Origin of the sequence: Streptomyces sp. NPDC046870 (assembly GCF_040704595.1) — a bacterium.
Taxonomy (GTDB): Bacteria; Actinomycetota; Actinomycetes; order Streptomycetales; family Streptomycetaceae; genus Streptomyces; species Streptomyces argyrophylli.
Window position 1 is genome coordinate 66864 of record NZ_JBEYXM010000005.1, and the last position, 17866, is coordinate 84729.

Here is a 17866-nt window from a genome sequence, read left to right on the forward strand (position 1 = left end):
GACCGGGCCAAGCGCTCCAGCCGGTGGAGTGGCTATGCGGCGACGACGGCATCGGCAGCGGGGCGCCCATCCGGCCGACTCACCTTGCCCTTCGCTCGATAAATCCAAACCGGCAGCGCATTACGCTGGATGACGAGGCCCTGCGGGATCGAACCGGTACGGCCGCTCGACGATGCCTCGGGGCTTCCACGTGCGTCGAGCCAGTCCGCGCCGGTCTGGGACTTCTGGCCGGTCTTCCGGATCCGTGACAGTGAGTTTCACACGTATGATCGAGCGGCCCTGCCGGGACGGCGGCCCAGACGTTGGTGCGTGTGTTGTGGCCGCTTCCGTCGGCGTAAACGTGGGCTCGGCTTGCAGTGCAGGCTGTCGGGGAGTACCGCGTGCGCCGCCTGGGGTGTAGAGGCCGACCCGAGTACAGCCGCGGCCTTTAGGCGGGGAAATCGTGGGCTCTGAGTAACATACCCAGCATCTATCCACACACGAGGAAGTGGACGGCCATGGCTATCAAACGCGATCCCGTCACGCTCAGGAGCCGCTACACCGAACAAGCGGTGGCCGATTTGGAGGAGAACCGTCGTCGGCAGGCGGAGCTGCTGAGCCACCTGGAGGTGCTGCAGGAGGAAGAGGTGCTGCTGCTGGACATCATCAACCTCACGGGGTCTGCGGCAACGGCATCGCCCTCGACGCCTGCGCCTTCGCAGCGGGAGTCTATGGGCCCGCCGGCATCGGGGCCTGACGCGCCGGCGTCGCAGGAGGCGTCACCCGAGACGCCGCCTGGCGAGCCGGATGTGCCGCGCAAAGCCGGGGAACGCAGAGGCGCAGGCCAACAACCTCTCCTCAAAGAGATCCTCCTGGAGCTCCTGAGTGCGCACAGCGAGCCGCGAGCGGCGAGGGAGGTGTGGCAGGAGTGCCTGCAGAAACATCCGGATCGTTCTCCGAGCAACCAGGTGGTCCGCAACAGCCTCGAGGGGTTGGTCGCCCGTGGGGTGGTTGCCCGGCACAAGCAGAAGCACACAGTCATGTATTCGTTCGCCCAGAAGGGCTGAATGACATCCTCCTTTTTTGCTTGTCGCTCTCGGTGCTCCAGGCTCCGGCAAAAGCACGCCGCACGGGCCAGCGCGGAACTACGGGCGTGCGGGTTGGTCATGGAGAATGATCCGCAGCAGCAGGATGTCATCGACCAACTGACGGCAGCAGAAGGACTTTCGCCTGCGCGGAGGGCGCGTCCGGCAGCGGCGAGCGGGGACGCCTTGGGCCTGGCGGCGCGGAAGGCCGACCCCGGCGGCCGTGCCGGCGCAGCAGTGCATGTCCGCATGTGACCGTTGGGGGGTCACACCACGCCGCTGCGGATGGCGTAGGCCACGGCATGGGTGCGGTTGCGCAGGTTCAGGCGCAGAACGATCTCGTGCAGGATGTTCTTGATGGTGCGTTCCGAATAGTTGAGGCGATCCGCGACTTCCGCGGTGCTCATCCCCTCGGCCATGTGCCTCAGGACGTCCACCTCGCGAGGTGTGAACGGCCAGGTCTGAGGGTGGGGCTTGGCCCGGAGGGACTGAAGCCGCTCGATCAGAGAGCGCACCATCGGGGCAGGCATGGCAGACGCGCCGTTCAGGCACTGCCGGACCGCGTCGACGACGTCGGGGTACGTCACTTCAGGGCGCAGCAGAACTCCTACGGTTCCGCGGTCAACCGCGGCAAACAGCTGGCGCTCGTTGAGGGTGTCGGTGACGAGAACGACGGGCAGGCTGCCGCCGCCCGGGGACTTGGATGCCTCGTCGATCGACGAGAGAACCTGCACGGTCACCTCGTGCGCGAGGATGACAGCGGCGTGAGCGTGCTGGCGCTCGGCCCAGGAGACCACCTGCACACCGGCTACGGCTTCGAGCCAGGCCTGCGCGCCGTCCGCGGTCAGCATGTCACTTGCCCGGATCGTGACCCTGAGGGGTGCGCTGCGCGGTGCCGCGTCCGCTCGGCGTGTCATTGCGGGCCCTGTGCGCCATGTCGTATCGATGTCCGGCACGCTCATCAACTGGGTGCGGTCGGAAACACCCGTGAGCATGTGATCCGCTGCTGCCATCGTCGTCCTCATTGCGTGTGCTCGGCGTAGGCCCGCCCCACGACGCCATCGCCGGCCCTTTGGGCGAGGCGGTGGCGACGGCACGGGGCCCACGAAGTCCTCTCGTTCGGTCGATTCCTCCCCGCGCGGGCAGCGTCGGGTCTTCGGCGTTAGCACGGGGTGACAAGGGTCTTCACCGCTGGTGGCGGCGGCTGAGAACGTCCGCCCCGCCTGATCGCGCCCCCCTCACCGCCGAGTCGGGCGGTGGCGGAGCCTGCCCAGCGTTGGGCCGGCCAAAGGCAGGTGTCCTGGCCGGCCCTTCGCACGCGCGGTGCGCGGCAGAACGCGATCTCGTCATGTTCAACGCGCCGGTTCGCGCTCGTCCTCGGTCTGCCGAGCACGACGCTCTTCGAGGCGCTGCATGATCGTGTGCAGTTCTGCGGGCAGGTCACCGGGCTTGCGGGCCGTGATGAACGGACCGTCCTGCACCACCGGCTCGTTGATCCAGATACCGCCGGCGTCCTCGACCTCCGGGCGTACCTCGTACCAGGAGGTCATCCGCCGGCCGTTGGCCAGTCCCGCGGAGACGAGCATCTGCGGGCCGTGGCAGACCAGGCCCACCGGCTTGTCGGCCGCGGCGAAAGCGCGCACGAAGTCGAGCGCGGCGGGCAGAGTGCGCAGCTCGGTGGGGGCGAGACCGCCGGGCACGTAGAGCATGTCGTAGTCGGCCGGGTCGACATCGACGAGTGCGACGGTCTCCTGGATGCCCATGCCGCGGTAGCCGGTGAGAGCGCCGCCGCCGGGGGTGATCACGTCGACGTCGTAGCCGGCCTCGGTGAAACGGTAGTAGGGGTAGAAGAACTCGACGTCCTCGACCTGGTCGGCTGTCAGGACGGCGATGCGGCCCCGGGACGGTTCGCCGGTCGGTAGCGCGACGCGGTTGTCGGCGGGTCGGTCGGTGGTGGTGTCAGCCACAGCCACTCCTTCTGAGGTTTCCTGCTCACACAGTAGGAGTCGCGAGCTAGACTCGGGAGCATAATGAGTCGTGCAAAGCCTATAGATCGTCCATCCGCTTCGGATCCTCTCGAAGAAGTGCTCGCGCTCGCCGAAGTCCGCGCCGAGCGCGCATCCACCCTGACGGGCCACGGGGACTGGGCCTTGCGCTTGCCCGCCCCGGAGGGGGCGAAGTTCAACTCCGTGCTCACCGGGTCGTGCATCGTCGACACCGCCGGACTGCCGCAGCCGGTCACCTTGCGTGCGGGCGACTCCTTCCTCCTCACCCGTCCCCAGGAGTTCGTCCTCGCCACCTCACTGGATGCCGACGTGCAGCCGGCCTCGCCCCTGTTCCGGGCGACAGGTGGTAGTAGCGCCGAGGCAGGTCCTCTCGATGAGCCGGTGACCGCGCAACTGGTCGGCGGCAGCTTCACCTTCGGCCGCCGCGCCCGCGAACTGCTGCTCGACGCTCTCCCGCCGCTGATCTACCTGCCCGCCCATGCCGAGGGCGCGGCCATGCTGCCGCATCTGCTGACCCGGATCGACCGGGAAGCTCGTACCGGCGGTCTCGCCTCCAGTGTGGTCACCGAGCATCTAGCGGTAGTCCTGCTCGTCGATGTCGTCCGCTACCACCTCAACCAGCAGCCGAGCCGAGCCGGTTGGCTGCAGGGCCTGAGCGACCCTGTGGTCTCCGTCGCCCTGCACGCCATTCACGCCGATCCGGCAAGACGCTGGACCGTGCGACTGCTGGCAGACGTCGCCCATGTGTCCCGCTCGACCCTGGCCGCACGTTTCAAGGCGGTCGTCGGTCAGGGTCCGCTCGAGTACCTCACCCGGTGGCGCCTCGAGCTGGGGGCACACCGGTTGACGGCCACCGACCAGACGATCGCCACCATCGCCGATGCCGTCGGCTACGGCTCCGAGGCCGCGTTCGCGCTCGCCTTCAAGCGCGAGCTCGGCGTTCCGCCGGGCAGCTACCGGCGGGAGGCCCGCAAGGCGGACAGCGCCGCTGCCCCACGGTAGCCGCCAGCGTCGGTCGCCACCGGAGTTGATGACACTCCGTCCCTGTACGGGCGGTGTACCGGGATGGGCAGGCTCCGATAGCCCTCGTGGGCCGGTGAGCACCGTTCCGCAACGGCGCGGTGGCGGTCGGTGTGCCCCCTCGGGGCACCCGTTGCCATCACCGTGCGGCGTACGGTGGGCACACTGCTGAAGCGGCGTGGGTCGTGGTTCGTCTCCGCGCCATGTCGCGGTAGCACTGCAACAGCCGCGAGGGCGTCGCCAGGGCACACCTGCCGGGCGGCGCCTTCCTCATTCGTACCGGAGGACGGAAGACCTCGACATCCGGCGACCTTGCCGAGAGCCTGAGCCCGGTACCGCAGGGGCTCACCGTGGACACGTCGCGACCGCCGGCATGGCTGCCGACGCAGGCCGCCGAGGTGTCACCGCATCGGATCCTGCGGGTGTCACAGTGGGTCGGTCTTGATGTGTGGGGTCGTTGCCTTGATCTGTGGTGCGTGGGACGGCGCGGGCGTGCAGCATGGTTGCGACGGCGTTGTTGACCACTGAAACAGGTCCTCACCAGCTGTGCCGCGTTGACGCAAGGCGTGCCGAAGGCGGTGAGCGTGACCCCGCGCACATCATGATCCCTCACTTACACGAAGCGCCATACGGCGACCGAAACGGCCTTTTGTTACGGCAAGGGAGAAGAAGTGACTGAGAAGATGAAAGAGCTGGCATATCGGAACCTGCTGGAGGTGTTCGGTCAGCGTGACTCCGAGGCACGCATGGAAGCCATCAGGGAAACGTACGACGAAAACATCAAATTTTATGACCCCGACGAAGTGGTCACGGGCTGGGACGCGCTGAACGAGAAAGCGCAGAAAATCCTCGCCGAATCTCCTGGTTTCGTATTCAAAACTGCGGGCGACGTTCAGGTGAGTCACAACCTCGCGGTGTTGGCATGGCAGTTCGGGCCGGAGGGGGAGGAGCCCGTCGTCCGGGGCCTGGATATTTCGATCGTGGAGAACGGCCGTATCGCCATCCTCCACACCTTGATCGACACACAGCCGGAATCATCGTGAGGGAGCCTGTCGCCGACAGGCCGGCTTGCGAAATCTGGTAGAAAGCGCATAGCGCCTGATGAGCCGGGGCCTGGTTCGGTTGAGCAACCGTCGCCAGCCGTCACCGCCGTCGTCGTTGCCGCGGTGGTCTCGGTCGTAGCCCCAGGGGACCTCGTCGACGAGCCGGTCGCGGTGGTTGCGCAGGATAGCGGAGTCGGAGTGGTGTCCCACACGTACGCCCGCCGGTCCTGGTACACGTTCGTCCGGCTGTCACGGCCGATGCCGGTGTGGACGCGGACCGTGGCGCGGCTGCTCAGCCGGTAGTGGTCGAAGGGGTAGGAGTGGCGGTCCTCGTCCGCGAGGGTCCAGCCGTCCAAGCGCACCGCCCGCCGCGAGTCGTGGATGATCTCCACCCACGCAGCGTTCAGGGAACGGTTGGAACGGTCGTCGCGGGCCGGGGCGTCGTACTGCACGTCGCTGATGTACACCGCCGGGCGATACCACGCCGGCGACGGTGGTCAGACCGGAGGCACGGGAGCCGGATGGGCAGTCGGCCCCGAGGCGTGAGGGACGGGGGCCAGCGCGGGCGCGCGGGCGACGTGGCGGCCGACCCGCAGCGGCATGTGGCCGGTGGCCGATAGTGCGAGCGGGGCCGGGGCGACGGCGGCCGGCTGCCGCGGCCCGGCGCAGACGCGCGGCGGTACGGGCGGCGCAGGCAGACGGGACGGCCCGGTGAGAACTCAGGGCGAAGAATGAGGCAAAGGCGGCGGCCAACGGCACGGCACCGGGCCGGCGACCTCGGGCACCCAGGCCCAAAGGGGAGCGGCCGGCAGCGGGAATCCAGCGGGCCGGGCGGTGGCACGGCATGGTGCCCTCCACGGAGAAGGGCCGGGCGACTCCACCCGGCACGGCGGGGACTACCCGACGGCCGGGGACACGGGCCGAGACGGCCTCACGACGCGGGACACGGCAGCACAGGCCGGGCGCCGTGGCAGGGCCCCGGGGACTGTGAAAGGCTCGGAAGCAGTCGCATATCCGTCCTTCACCGCACGTCGACGGCGGACGAGAGGCCCGGCCCGTCCTTGACGGGGGCCCACCCGGTCCCGGGCCCTGTGTTCGCCGAGTGGGAACACCCGATGACGACGACCGAACACCCGCACGACCACGACGGCCACCAGGATCCGACCCTGTACCGCACCCCGGCGGACGCCGCCGCCGCGCCCGGGGAGGGACTCGCCTACGTCGTCGGGTTCGACCCGGCCGGAGCGCGCCCGGACGGGCTGTTCACCGTCGGCACCGACCCCGGCTCAGCGGCGTATGGCCGCGTGATCGCCCACGCCGAGGTGCCCGGCGTGGGCAACGAACTGCACCACTTCGGCTGGAACGCCTGCTCGAGCGCGCTGGCCCATGCCGGTCACCACCACGCCGCGCGCCGCTATCTCATCGTCCCCGGACTGCGCTCCTCCAGGCTGCACGTCTTTGACACCGTCCCCGATCCGGCCCGCCCCCGCCTGGTCAAGACGGTCGAGCCAGGTGAACTGGCCGCCCGGGCCGGGTACTCGCGCCCCCACACCCTGCACTGCGGTCCCGACGGCGTCTTCCTGTCGTGCCTGGGCGGCGCGGACGGCGCGGACGGGCCCGGCGGCGTGGCGCTGCTGGACCACGAGAGCTTCGAGGTGCTGCGCGGTTGGGAGAGCGAGCGCGGGCCGCAGCATCTCGCCTATGACGTCTGGTGGCATCTGACCCAGAACATCGCAGTGACCAGCGAGTGGGGAACCCCTTCCATGATCGAGGACGGTCTCGTCCCTGACCTGCTGCTGGGACGCCGTTACGGCCACTGCCTGCACTTCTGGGAACTCGACACCGGCCGGCACCTGCAGCAGGTCGACCTGGGCGACACCCACCAGATGGTGCTGGAACTGCGTCCCGCGCACGACCCCGAGGCCACCTGGGGGTTCACCAACACCGTGGTCGACGTCGAAGACCTGTCGGCCTCGGTGTGGCGGTGGCACCGCGACGGCGAGGACTTCCACGTCACCAAGGTGATCACCCTCCCGGCCGAGCCCGCCCCGGCCGAGGACCTGCCCCCGGCGCTCAAGCCGTTCGGTGCCGTGCCCCCGCTGATCACCGACATCGACCTCTCGGTGGACGACCGGTGGCTGTACGTCTCTGCGTGGGGCACCGGCGACCTCATCCAGTACGACGTGAGCGACCCGCGGCACCCCCGGCGGACCGCGGCCGTGCGGCTCGGCGGCATCACCGCCCGCCGGCCGCACCCCGCAGCGCCCGCCGTGCCGCTGACGGGCGGGGCCCAGATGGTCGAGGTCAGCCGCGACGGGCAGCGCGTCTACCTGACGAACTCTCTCTACGCCGCCTGGGACGAGCAGTTCTATCCCGCGGGCATCGAACCGTGGATGGTCAAGCTGGACGCCGATACCTCACGCGGCGGGCTGTCGGTGGACGCCCGCTTCTTCCCCCACGGCGAGGACTTCGCCGGCCTGCGCGTGCACCAGACACGCCTGCAAGGTGGCGACGCCTCCTCCGACTCCTACTGCTACCGCCGCTGACCCCAGGGCCGGTGACTACGTCCGGGCCGGCGCCGGTGCGCCAGGGCGCCGTCCGCGCGGCCGGCGCGGCCCGCCGCCTGAACGGCGCCGGGTTGAGGAATCGTCTCCGCGCTCGACAGGCAGTTCCCGACCGCGGCCCATCAGGGAAACCTGGGCAAGATCACCAGCAGTCGGCAAGCCCGGAGCGCGGCGACCACCGCCTGCGTCAAGCGGGTCGGCGCCGACTTGATCCGCGACCACTGCGCCACCCTGGATGCCGGTGTCACCAAGGACCGCTGCACATCGCCCTCCACGCCCGACGGGGTCGTGGAGGTGTGGCGTCCTATGCCGGGCGACCCGCCCCTGCGTCGTGGCGCGACCGGTGAGGTCCCGCGTGCTCACGTCCCAGCCGTCGGCCCCGCCGCCCGCCCGACCAGGCTTGGTGGTCAAGCTGGGTGACAGGAGCCGGTAGTCGATCGTCAGCGGCCCCCGGGGCACCGCGAGCACGGGCCGCCTCCGCCATCACCTTCACCTGAAGCGGTCCGTGCGGTCCGTGCGTGACGAGGCCTGCGTAGCCCTCGACCTCCCGCGCGTACGCGCGGTCGTAGTGCATGCGGTGACCGTTGTAGGTCAGCGCCGAGAAACGGGGGAACGGGGTGGGGTCAACCAAGATCGACCAGTCGCCCTCGCCCGGGGCCGGGTTCCCTGACGGCTCGACCACTCCCCTGTCACGACGACGAGGCGCGACTGGCTGCCGGGCGGCTGGTGTCGCGTACCAGCGGGTACGGCTGCGCGACCGGCAGCGCGTGCGGCCCGGTCGCAAAGTGCCGAGTCAGCTCGGCACTTCCTCTCGTCGCCGGTCATCGCCGGCTGTGGCGGGGATGGCGTTGTCGATGAGGACGGCGGCGATGGCGGCGGCTGTGGGGAACGCGTCGGCGTCGAGGACCCGGGTGCGGGCCGCGGCGCCGTCGAGGAGCAGCGCGAGCTGCTCGCCGAGTTGTTCAGGGTCGGCGGCGCCGGCTTCGCGGGCGGTGTCGGCGAGCCGCGCGGCGACGGCCTTCTTGTAGTCGCGTGCGTACTGGGATGCGGGGTGCTGGGGGTCGTTCAGTTCGACGGCGGCGGCGATGTAGGGACACAGGGGGGTGGTGGGGGGGATGTCGAAGGCGGCGAGGAGGCGTTCGCGGGGCGTGAGGTCGGTGCGGTCGAACACGCCGGGCAGAACGGAGGGGTCGAACCGCCGCAGGTACTCGGCGACGAGTTCGTCCTTGCTGGTGAAGTGCTGGTAGGCCGTGCGCTTCGAGACCTCGGCCGCGGCGCAGAGCTGGTCCATGCCGGTGCGGTTGATGCCCTGCTCGCGGAACAGCTGCTGGGACGCGCTGAGGATGCGCTCACGGGCGCCCCGGCCGCGGCGGCGGCCCGTGGGGCCCTTCTCCAACTCCGTCATGGGTCCATGGTACCCCGGCAGGGTAACGACCGGTGTACATAGATTGCGTCCCGGCCGCCCGCCCCGTACGGTACGTACACAGGGCGGTGTACATAACATCGTCGTCCCAGGTACACACGGCACCACCGACCCAAGGGAATGACTATGGGAAAGCTCGACGGCAAGGTCGCGGTCATCACCGGCGGCACCACCGGCATGGCGCTGGCAGGCGCGAAGCTGTTCGTCGACGAGGGAGCGCACGTCTTCATCACCGGCCGCCGCCAGGATGTCCTGGACGAGGCCGTGAAGCAGATCGGCCGCAACGTCACCGGCGTCCAGGGCGACGCCGCCGACCTGGACGACCTGGACCGCCTCTACGACACCGTGAAGCGGGAGAAGGGCAGCATCGACGTGCTGTGGGCCAGCGCCGGCGGGGGTGAGCCCGCCCCGCTCGGCGAGATCACCGAGGCCCAGTTCGACACCTGGTTCGGGCTCAACGCCCGCGGCACCCTGTTCACCGTCCAGAAGGCCCTTCCGCTCTTCAACGACGGCGGCTCCATCCTCATGACCGGCTCCAACGCCTCCCTCGGCGCCTTCCCCGGCTGGAGCGTCTACGCCGGCAGCAAGGCCGTCCAGCAGGCCTGGGCCCGCATCTGGCTCAACGAGCTCAAGGACCGCCGCATCCGCGTCAACGTCCTGACCCCTGGCCAGGTCGCCACCGCCAAGCAGGAAGAACTCTTCGACGAGGCCACCAAGCGCCAGTTCGAGTCGCTCATCCCCCGCGGCCGGATGGGCAGCCCCGACGAGATCGCCACCGCCGCGCTCTTCCTCGCCTCCGACGACTCCAGCTACGTCAACGGCATGGAACTGGTCGCAGACGGCGGCACCACCGCCATCTGAACCGAACAACCCACAACCAGGGCAGGACATCTCATGAGCAGTATCAGCATCATCGGCACCGGAAACATGGCCCGCACCATCGGCGCGCGGGCGATAGCGGGCGGCAATACCGTCGAGGTCATGGGCCGCGATCAGTCCAAGGCCGCCGACCTGGCAAAGGCTCTCGGCGACGGCGCCACGACCGGAGAATGGGGCACCGTCCCGGCCGGGGACATCGTCATCGTGGCGCTGTTGTACAACGGTGTCGTGCCGGCCGTCGCCCAGTACGGAGACGCTCTCGCGGGCAAGGTCATCGTCGACATCAGCAACCCCTTCAATTCCACGTTCGACGGGCTGGCCCACCGCGAGGAGACCTCGATCGCGCAGGAAGTAGCCACGGCCGCCCCGGCCGGCGCCAGCGTGGTAAAGGCGTTCAACACCGTCTTCCGCCATGTCCTGGAGAGGGGTCGGCCCGACGTCTTCCTCGCCGGCGACCATGCGCAGGCCAAGTCAAGTGTGAAGGCGTTCATCGAGAGCCTCGGGCTGCGCCCGCTGGACGTCGGCGGCCTGAGAATGGCGCACTGGCTGGAAGGAGCGGGCGTGGTCACGGTGGGCCTCGCCAACCACGGGGTGGGGAACGTGAACTTCGCCCTCAGCATCACCGAACTTCCCGCCTGAACGAACGATTGACTGAGCCCCTCTCAACTCAGCGTCGCAGGAGCCGTGTCGGTTCCCCGTCCTGCCGCACCCGACCTCCCACACACCCTGGTCGAGTGGGTCACGACGCTCATCGCCCCGACTGTGTGACGACGTCGACGCACTGGACAGCTACCTGCCACCGCGCGTAGCGGCGCTCGCACGGAGAATCGCCGAAGTTCTGGAGATTCCACAGCCGGTCACCACATGACGCAGGGGCCGCAGCGTCTTTGGACGGTGCGGCCCCCGAGCCGGGCTCCGGGGACGTCAAGAGGCCGAGGCATTCGCCGCCGGCCTGCCCGACGTCGCCGCGCGGCCGCACGCCGTCGACCCCAGCTGCACGCCCAGACGATCTGGCCGACTGGCTGTGCGGCTAGCACAAGCCGGGACACCCGCGGCGGGTCTCGGAGAGTTCGCGGCCGGGATCGCCACGGACGACACAGTCGTGGCGAAGGGATGACCCGCCGGCCCATAGCCGGCCCGACCGTCTACCGGTTGCCGGGCCAGGTGGCCAGCACGACATCTACTCAGGGGCAGATGTAAACAAAGTTGCCCGGCGGAACGAGGTCGTCGGGGCCTCCGTGGAACCAGCTACTGTTGTCGTAGAGCAGCTTGTAGACGTTGATTCCAAACCTCGCCGCGTACTGGGAGAAGGTGTCCCCGGCCCGCGAAGTGATGTGACTGCAGGCCGCCGGGTGTGCGGTGCTCTGGGGGGCCGATTCCGCAGACGCTTCAGTGGCCGCTCCGGCCAGAGTGCCGAGCGCGATTCCTACGGCCACACCGAAGGACGCAATGACGCGACGTTTGTGCATGATCTCCCCCATGGACCTGATGGGCGACTTGGTCCTGATCACGCTTGCACAGTGCGCAAGGCGTAACAACGGTGATAACGAGCCATCGGTACTTCAGCCTGCCCAACGCATGTTCCATTCCCGCTCCCTCGGGACCCGGCGTGAGGAATGACCTGAATGAAAGGGCAGCAGGCCGGCATTGACACGGGGCTCGCTCAAGGCACCGTGCCGATGTGCAGTTCAACCCGATGCATACCAATGAACCGTTGGTGTCCGCGGACACGAACGCCACCGGCGCCAAGCGCTCCCACGCCGGCCGGCGGATCGACCCGGCGCCTCAGCCGCTTCTCGTGGTCTACGCATTCGATCGCGTCGGGGTGGGAGCGGGCCAGGTCTGCGTGCCGCGCTGGTCGACGCGCTCGGCACCAACTGTCATCTGTGCGCCCTGTACCCCGGGGCGATGGTCGACCATGACCACCAGACGTGCCGGGTGAGAGGACTGCAGTCAGGCGCCCACTATCCCAGCGACGTCGCAGCCGGCGCCGCCCTCGGGCTCGTCAGCGCCTGGCTGGTCAGGCATTTCTCCGGTTGGTGCGGCGTGTGCCACGGTGACAGGAGCTGAACGGCCGGGCGGGTGGCAGTGGCGCCGTCGGCCGTTGCGTTCCGGTCGCCGTTGCAGCGCCCGCGTCGTTCGCTTACGCAGTCGGTGGTGTCGTGCGCAAGCCTTCGAGGAGGGCGGCGAGGTAGCGGTGCGCGGTGTCGACCCGGTCGGCGGGGGTGCCGCCGTGGACGCTCACGGCGTGGGCGATGCCGCACATGAGCGGGACGAGGTCGGTGGCGGCGAGGTCGGGGCGGACCACTCCGGCATCGCGGGCCCGGGCGAGCAGGGTGGCGCCGGCCGACGCGAGTGACTCCTTGAGTTCCGTGGTGCGCGGCACGGCGTTCGTGGCCGCGGCGGCCACGGGGGGCAGGGCGGCGTCGGTGACCTGCGCCTCGACGATGCGGAAGAGGAAGCCCGTCAGGCCGCGCCAGGGGTCGGCATCGGTCAGCGCCTGCCGGCCGTGGGCGGCCAGGGCCTCCAGGCATGGGGCGGCGACGGTCTCCAGCAGCGCCTCGGGCGTGGCGAAGTGCCGGTAGACGGTGCCGACCCCGAGTCCCGCCCGGCGTGCGACGTCGTTGAGCTGCAGTGGTGTGCCCTCGTCGACCAGGTCGCGGGCGACGGAGACGATCCGCTGCCAGTTGCGGGCCGCGTCCTTGCGTAGAGGCGTCGTCATGAGCCCATGTTAATCGGATGGTTCATCCGGATAGTTCCGTCGCCCGCCCGGTACCGGCAGCGCCGCGCCGTGCGTACGACGCTCAGGCCGGGGCGAGCGGTGCGTGCCGTTCGCTGAGTCGGCGTACGGCTTCGGCGACGCGGGGGTCGGCCGCAGCCCGGTGCGGGGCGACCGGGTGCCCCTGGGCGCCGATGACGATGCCGGTTCGGCCGGTCAGTGTGTCGTCGGTGGCGGCCATGATGGAGGACCGGGCCGCCGCGGATGCCGGACCCGAGGTCGAGCGTGCGAACGTGCGGCGCACCAGGGGCCACAGCAGCCGCAGGGCGGGTGAGACGATCTTCGGGTCGGCCATGGTGCCGTTGGTCATGTCGGTCGCGGCCCCTCCGGGATCGGCGGCGAAGACCGAGACACCCGTGCCGTCCAGCCGGGCCGCCAGGTCCAGGGTGTAGGCCAGGTTGGCGAGCTTGGCGCGACCGTACCAGTGGAAGCCGTAGTAGCCGCCCGGCGGCTCGATGGCGTCGAACACTCGCTTGGCCAGGGCGACTGCGCCCGACGTCACGTTCACGATCCTGCTCGGCGCACCGGCCGTGAGCGTGGGCAGCAGCAGTTCGGTCAGCAGGTAGGGCGAGAGGTGGTTGACGACGAACGACGCCTCGACACCGCCGCGGGTCTGGCGCTCGGCGAACATCGCTCCGACGTTGTTGACCAGCACCGTCAGCGGTTCCCCCGAGGCGGCGTGGTCGGCCGCGATCCTACGGGCGAGCGCACGCACCTGGTCGAGCGAGGCGAGGTCCGCGGACAGGAAGCGGGCCGGGTGCACCGGGCCCGTCGCGTTGATCCGCTCGACGGCCTTGGCTCCCCGTTCGGCGTCGCGCCCGATCACTGTGACCGCGAACCCGGCGACGGCCAGCCCCAGTGCCGTCTCCAGTCCGATGCCCCCTGTTCCGGCCGTGACCACTGCTGTCTTCTTCATGCGCTCCTCCACCCCGGGCAGCCAATCGGATAGTTCATCCGCTTAGTCCCGGACGGTAGCACACATGCGGATGAACTATCCGGTTGAGGCTTCGGCGGGCCGCTCAGCGCCGGGAGAGACCATGTGCGCGGCGCGCCAGCCGACCCCGCCGCCACGGCTGGGCGACTCCCTGCGATGCCGACGCCTGTTCCTGCTGCCGCCGGACGAGGACGGGAGGGGCCCCGCAGAGCCCAAGGCCTTGCCAGCCCCGGCCTGCGCCGCGAGATCCACGGCGGGCTCCAGGCGGTGGAGACCTGGAACAGTGCGAACACCGTGCTGCACTACGGCGAGGGCGGAGCCCTGACCGGCCCCGACAAGGAGCACGCCGAGACATCCATGCTCCCGCTGCACCTGCTCCAGCCGTGCACGACATGGACAAGCGGCCCCACCTGGGGGCGACCTCTGCCGTGCAGGGGCTTCGCCGATCTCATCGGCCCCCGGATGAACGAGTCCGTGTGGGCGGACGCTCCACCCGGGGGCCCTCGGTTTCGAAGTGCCGTCCTGGCCGAATGACGGCCGGGGTGGTCAGGCGCCGCTGGTGTCGGTCGGTGTCGCCTCGCCGAGCATGGCGAGGGTCAGCACACTGCCGGAGATGCCCCAGCCGCCGTCGGCGACCTCTTCGACCAGCACCATGGTGTTGGCGCGGGCGCGCTCGCCGTAGAGCTCGACGTACAGCTCGGTGGTGCGCTTGACGATCTCCTCCTTCTGCTTCGGGGTGAGGGTTTTCTCGGGGACCTTGAAGTTCGCGAAAGGCATGGCTGGTTGTTCCTTTTCTCAGCGGGGCGTTACAGGGAGCTGCCTGCGGGGTCTATGTGGGTGCGCAGCGGCCGGGTGCCATGCCTCGTCGCGACCAGTCGCGCGACGGCTGCGGCGACCTCGGTCACCTTGGCGTCCGAAGGGATCGCGGCTTTGGCGGCGAAGTACGGGGCAGGACCTGAGTGTCACCGAGGGCACGGCACCGGAGGGGTTGTCGGCGGTGGAATCCGGATCGCAGCGCTGACCCGCGCCGCGGAGGGAGGGTTGCCTCCCGCCGAGTTGGCCGGGGCGCAGTAGGGCGGGCGCTTCCGGAACCAAAGGGACGGCCCCGCCATCCGCGTCCTGCTGTCGCAGCGCGGCCACCGGCCTGCCGAAGCAGCGCCGGCTCAGCCCGGTGAATGGGCTGTCCGGGACACGGCTCCGACGCCGTGATCACAACTGCCACAGCCCGTCATCATCGCAAGGCAAGATGGCTTGGCCTTTGACAAGATGGGCGCCCCCGACTGCACGCTCCGTACTGCACTGCCGGCTCAAGCCGCTATGTCGGGTTCGGGTTTGAGTGCAGGGCCGAGCAGCAGGCCCCCGTCCAGGACGAATTCCGAGCCCGTGGCGAAAGACGCGTCCTGGGAGGTGATGAAGAGCAACAGGCGGGTGATGTCAGAGGGTTCGGCGAGGCGGGGGATGGCGAAGGGATCGGGCGAGTAGAAGTCGGCGATGGCCGGCTGGCCTGCGACGGTGGGTTCGTTGATCAGCGGTGTGGAGACGACGCCGGGGTGGATGGAGTTGACCCGGATGTTGTCCCGCCCCAGCTCCAGCGCGGCCGTCTTGGTCAGCCCGCGCACGGCCCACTTGCTGGCGGTGTAGGGGGCGTAGAAGGCCGTGCCGACGTGGGCCATGGTCGAGGCGATGTTGACGATGGTTCCGCCACCGCCCTTGCGCATCGACGGAGCCACGGCCCTGATGCCGAGAAACTGGCCGGTGACGTTGACGCTGAAGGTGTGCTCCCAGGTGCGGAGTTCGGTGTGCTCGATAGGGGCGGCCGGGTTCTGGACTCCCGCGTTGTTCACCAGGATGGTGACCGGCCCGAAGTGGCCTTCGACTTCTCGCATCAGTGCCGCCCAGTCGTCCTCGCTGGCGACATCCAGGCGCACGGACAGAGCCCGATGGCCGAGCTGAGCGGCGAGAGCACGGCCGGCGTCGTCGTCGCGGCCGGCGATGACGACGTTCGCCCCCTCGGCGTGGTAGCCCCGCACATGGCTGCTGCCCATCCCCCCGCTGCCGCCGGTGACGATGACGGTCTGGCCCTCGAAGCGTCCCATGGTGCATCCTTCCAGGCGCACATAATGGTGAGCCGAGTGACTCACCTCCGCTCTCAAGGTAGGAGCAGGATCAGGAGTGAGTCAAGTGACTCACCTCGCAGTGAGGGGCATACTGGAGGGCATGACGGCACAGCCTTCGGAATACCACCGGCGCGTGGCAGCGCAGAAGCGGACGTCCATCGTCGAGGCAGCGACGAAGCTGTTCCTCGACTCCGGTTACGACGGCACCTCGCTGGCCCGCATCGCCGAGGCGGCCGGGGTGTCGAGGGCGACTCTGTTCAAGCAGTTCACCACCAAGGCGGCCCTGTTCGAGGCGATCGTCACCGAATACTGGAAGGTCGACGACGAGGAGGCGCCCCTCCCCGAGCCGGGGAACCTCCGCGCAGGGCTTGAGACCATCGGACGCCGATACGTGGCCCTTCTGACCCAGCCCGGCATGGCCGCCCTCTTCCGCATCGTCATCGCCGAGGTACCACGCTTCCCCGAGCTCGGCGAGACCCAGTTCAGGCTCGGCAAGATGCCCTACTTCGAGTCGGTCCGCCGCTACCTGGCCGCGGAGAACGCCGCTGGTACAGCCCGGCTCGACGATCCGGAGACGGCGGCGACCCAATTCCTCGGGATGATCTCCAACTACGTGTTCTGGCCGCGGATGCTGCTCGCACACTGGGAGCCCGACGACGCCGCCATCACCAACGCGGTCGACCAAGCGGTGCTGACCATGATCGCCCGATACGGCGCGCCGGGGACCGACGGCACCTGAGACACCAGGCTCGCTTCGGACACTCCTGGGCCACCGTCCACGCCATCCACGCGGCCCGGCCCTCCCCCACCCACCCGAGCGCCCGGTGCCTGCCCACCCTGACGCCGAAGGCGTGCGCCGGCACCGGCGTCCAAGCCGTCCGCGCCGGCCGGTAACCGGTCGGCGCGCGGCCTCGAACCCGCGACTTCGTGGCTTGTGCGGTCCCGGAGGCTGGTGAAGCGGATGCGCGGTGGTCAAGTGCGTGTCCGGGGGCGCAGTGGCATGACGGGCAGGCGTGCGGACGGACGACGCCGGTCCGGGCTGCGCGGCGGTGAGGAGGAGCGCGGAGCACGGGGCGGCCGATCGACCTGTGGAGGAGGTGGGTGCCGGGGCGTCCGGGTGGTCGGTGGCGATCACCGCGTCATCGCAGGCTGGTCCGGGCGTAGTGCGGGAACGGCGGTGGAGCTCCTCGGGGCGACCGAAGCGTGCAGCGTACATCCGTGTACACCTCGGGGCTGTTCCATGTGGGCCACTCGGGTGAAGTGCGGGCCGATCCGGTAAGGACGGGCGGCTTCCCGGTACAGATCCATGGGGGCGCTCCATCGCGCGCCCTGTTCCGATCGCCGGAGCGGCGCACCTGTGCCGAGCCGACGCGAAGGGAGCAAGACCAATGCGCAAACGATCGGTGGCCGCCGCGCTCGCGGCGGTAGCACTGTGCGGTACGGCCGCACCCCACGCATTCGCCCAGCAGCTCGCCGGCCAGGACGCGACGTTCCTGGTGCAGGTGCACCAGGGGAACCTCGCCGAGATCGCGGCGGGACAGGACGCCGGCAGGCATGCCCGCAGCGAGTGCGTCAAGCAGGTCGGCGCCGTACTGGTACGTGACCACACCAAGCTGGACGCGGATGTGAAGACCCTGGCCGGCAAGCTGAACGTGCGGCTGCCCGCCTCCCCGTCCGCGCAGCAGCAGAAGGACCTGGCCGCCGTACAGGCCAAAGCCGGAACGTCGGCCTACGACACGGCCTGGCTCCGAGTTCAGGAAGCCGGACACCGCCAGACGCTCGCGTTGATCGACCAGGAGATCAAAACGGGGAAGAACAGCCAGGTCGTGGCCGCTGCACGCAACGCCCGTCCGGTCGTGGCGATGCACCTGGACATGGTCCGCGGAGGCACCTGTCACATGTCCGCTCACACCGGCATGACCGGGGCCGGGCAACAGTGATCCGACCACAGCTGGAACGGACACCACAGCGGTAGGCACCGCGGGCCCGGCCGGCAGCGAGCTGTCCGCCGCCGGCCGGGTCGGTGCCGGGTGGAGC

Annotated in this window: 18 protein-coding genes and 1 pseudogene; 10 read left to right on the forward strand and 9 right to left on the reverse strand. The window is 69.6% G+C overall.

Annotated features, from left to right (window positions below):
* Positions 1 to 497: 497 nt before the first annotated feature.
* Positions 498 to 1046, forward strand: coding sequence for a hypothetical protein (locus tag AB0946_RS13735; RefSeq protein WP_366760764.1), 549 nt, complete (start codon positions 498 to 500; stop codon positions 1044 to 1046).
* 284 nt (positions 1047 to 1330) lie between these two features.
* Here the strand turns inward: AB0946_RS13735 and AB0946_RS13740 are convergent, their stop codons facing one another.
* A complete protein-coding gene (locus tag AB0946_RS13740) occupies positions 1331 to 2077 on the reverse strand; it encodes a response regulator transcription factor (RefSeq protein ID WP_366760765.1) in 747 nt (248 codons plus the stop codon).
* Positions 2078 to 2416: 339 nt separating this feature from the next.
* A complete protein-coding gene (locus tag AB0946_RS13745) occupies positions 2417 to 3031 on the reverse strand; it encodes a type 1 glutamine amidotransferase domain-containing protein (protein WP_366760766.1) in 615 nt (204 codons plus the stop codon).
* A gap of 63 nt (positions 3032 to 3094) precedes the next feature.
* Here AB0946_RS13745 and AB0946_RS13750 point away from each other — a divergent pair, with 63 nt between their 5' ends.
* A complete protein-coding gene (locus AB0946_RS13750; protein ID WP_366760767.1) occupies positions 3095 to 4072 on the forward strand; it encodes an AraC family transcriptional regulator in 978 nt (325 codons plus the stop codon).
* A gap of 689 nt (positions 4073 to 4761) precedes the next feature.
* Positions 4762 to 5133 carry a nuclear transport factor 2 family protein gene (locus AB0946_RS13755; RefSeq protein ID WP_366760768.1) on the forward strand — a complete coding sequence of 124 codons (372 nt, stop codon included), beginning with the start codon at positions 4762 to 4764 and terminating at the stop codon, positions 5131 to 5133.
* A gap of 111 nt (positions 5134 to 5244) precedes the next feature.
* Here AB0946_RS13755 and AB0946_RS13760 read toward each other — a convergent pair.
* Positions 5245 to 5600, reverse strand: a pseudogene (locus AB0946_RS13760) (lamin tail domain-containing protein); the annotation flags it as partial.
* A 648-nt stretch (positions 5601 to 6248) separates the two neighbouring features.
* On the opposite strand from AB0946_RS13760, the gene AB0946_RS13765 reads away from it, so the two are divergent.
* Entirely contained in the window at positions 6249 to 7679 is a 1431-nt protein-coding gene (locus AB0946_RS13765) for a selenium-binding protein SBP56-related protein (RefSeq protein WP_366760769.1), read from the forward strand.
* Positions 7680 to 8490: 811 nt separating this feature from the next.
* On the opposite strand, the gene AB0946_RS13770 is transcribed toward AB0946_RS13765, so the two are convergent.
* Entirely contained in the window at positions 8491 to 9102 is a 612-nt protein-coding gene (locus tag AB0946_RS13770; RefSeq protein WP_366760770.1) for a helix-turn-helix domain-containing protein, read from the reverse strand.
* Positions 9103 to 9246: 144 nt separating this feature from the next.
* Between AB0946_RS13770 and AB0946_RS13775 the strand changes: the two genes are divergently transcribed.
* The gene (locus AB0946_RS13775; RefSeq protein WP_366760771.1) at positions 9247 to 9981 is read left to right on the forward strand and encodes an SDR family oxidoreductase; all 735 of its coding nucleotides are present in this window, start codon (positions 9247 to 9249) and stop codon (positions 9979 to 9981) included.
* Positions 9982 to 10014: 33 nt separating this feature from the next.
* On the forward strand, positions 10015 to 10638 hold the full coding sequence (locus AB0946_RS13780) for an NAD(P)-binding domain-containing protein (protein WP_366760772.1): 624 nt from the start codon (positions 10015 to 10017) through the stop codon (positions 10636 to 10638).
* Positions 10639 to 11183: 545 nt separating this feature from the next.
* Here the strand turns inward: AB0946_RS13780 and AB0946_RS13785 are convergent.
* Positions 11184 to 11510, reverse strand: coding sequence for a hypothetical protein (locus AB0946_RS13785; protein WP_366760773.1), 327 nt, complete (start codon positions 11508 to 11510; stop codon positions 11184 to 11186).
* Between the two features lie 382 nt (positions 11511 to 11892).
* Between AB0946_RS13785 and AB0946_RS13790 the strand changes: the two genes are divergently transcribed.
* The gene (locus AB0946_RS13790; RefSeq protein ID WP_366761087.1) at positions 11893 to 12069 is read left to right on the forward strand and encodes a hypothetical protein; all 177 of its coding nucleotides are present in this window, start codon (positions 11893 to 11895) and stop codon (positions 12067 to 12069) included.
* 73 nt (positions 12070 to 12142) lie between these two features.
* Here AB0946_RS13790 and AB0946_RS13795 read toward each other — a convergent pair whose 3' ends face one another.
* Together AB0946_RS13795 and AB0946_RS13800 are read right to left on the reverse strand one after the other, a co-directional pair.
* Positions 12143 to 12721, reverse strand: coding sequence for a TetR/AcrR family transcriptional regulator (locus tag AB0946_RS13795; RefSeq protein WP_366760774.1), 579 nt, complete (start codon positions 12719 to 12721; stop codon positions 12143 to 12145).
* An 82-nt stretch (positions 12722 to 12803) separates the two neighbouring features.
* Positions 12804 to 13694 (reverse strand): SDR family NAD(P)-dependent oxidoreductase, encoded by an 891-nt coding sequence (locus tag AB0946_RS13800; protein ID WP_366760775.1) that lies wholly within the window; start codon positions 13692 to 13694, stop codon positions 12804 to 12806.
* A gap of 174 nt (positions 13695 to 13868) precedes the next feature.
* Here AB0946_RS13800 and AB0946_RS13805 point away from each other — a divergent pair, with 174 nt between their 5' ends.
* Positions 13869 to 14246 (forward strand): Tn3 family transposase, encoded by a 378-nt coding sequence (locus tag AB0946_RS13805; protein WP_366760776.1) that lies wholly within the window; start codon positions 13869 to 13871, stop codon positions 14244 to 14246.
* Positions 14247 to 14258: 12 nt separating this feature from the next.
* Here AB0946_RS13805 and AB0946_RS13810 read toward each other — a convergent pair whose 3' ends face one another.
* Complete coding sequence (locus AB0946_RS13810) at positions 14259 to 14489, reverse strand: 4-oxalocrotonate tautomerase family protein (protein ID WP_366760777.1); 231 nt, start codon at positions 14487 to 14489, stop codon at positions 14259 to 14261.
* Between the two features lie 530 nt (positions 14490 to 15019).
* Positions 15020 to 15808, reverse strand: a complete 789-nt coding sequence (locus AB0946_RS13815; RefSeq protein WP_366760779.1) for an SDR family NAD(P)-dependent oxidoreductase — start codon at positions 15806 to 15808, stop codon at positions 15020 to 15022.
* Between the two features lie 121 nt (positions 15809 to 15929).
* Here AB0946_RS13815 and AB0946_RS13820 point away from each other — a divergent pair, with 121 nt between their 5' ends.
* Positions 15930 to 16568 carry a TetR/AcrR family transcriptional regulator gene (locus AB0946_RS13820; protein WP_366760780.1) on the forward strand — a complete coding sequence of 213 codons (639 nt, stop codon included), beginning with the start codon at positions 15930 to 15932 and terminating at the stop codon, positions 16566 to 16568.
* A 649-nt stretch (positions 16569 to 17217) separates the two neighbouring features.
* A complete protein-coding gene (locus AB0946_RS13825) occupies positions 17218 to 17769 on the forward strand; it encodes a DUF4142 domain-containing protein (protein WP_366760781.1) in 552 nt (183 codons plus the stop codon).
* Positions 17770 to 17866: the final 97 nt, after the last annotated feature.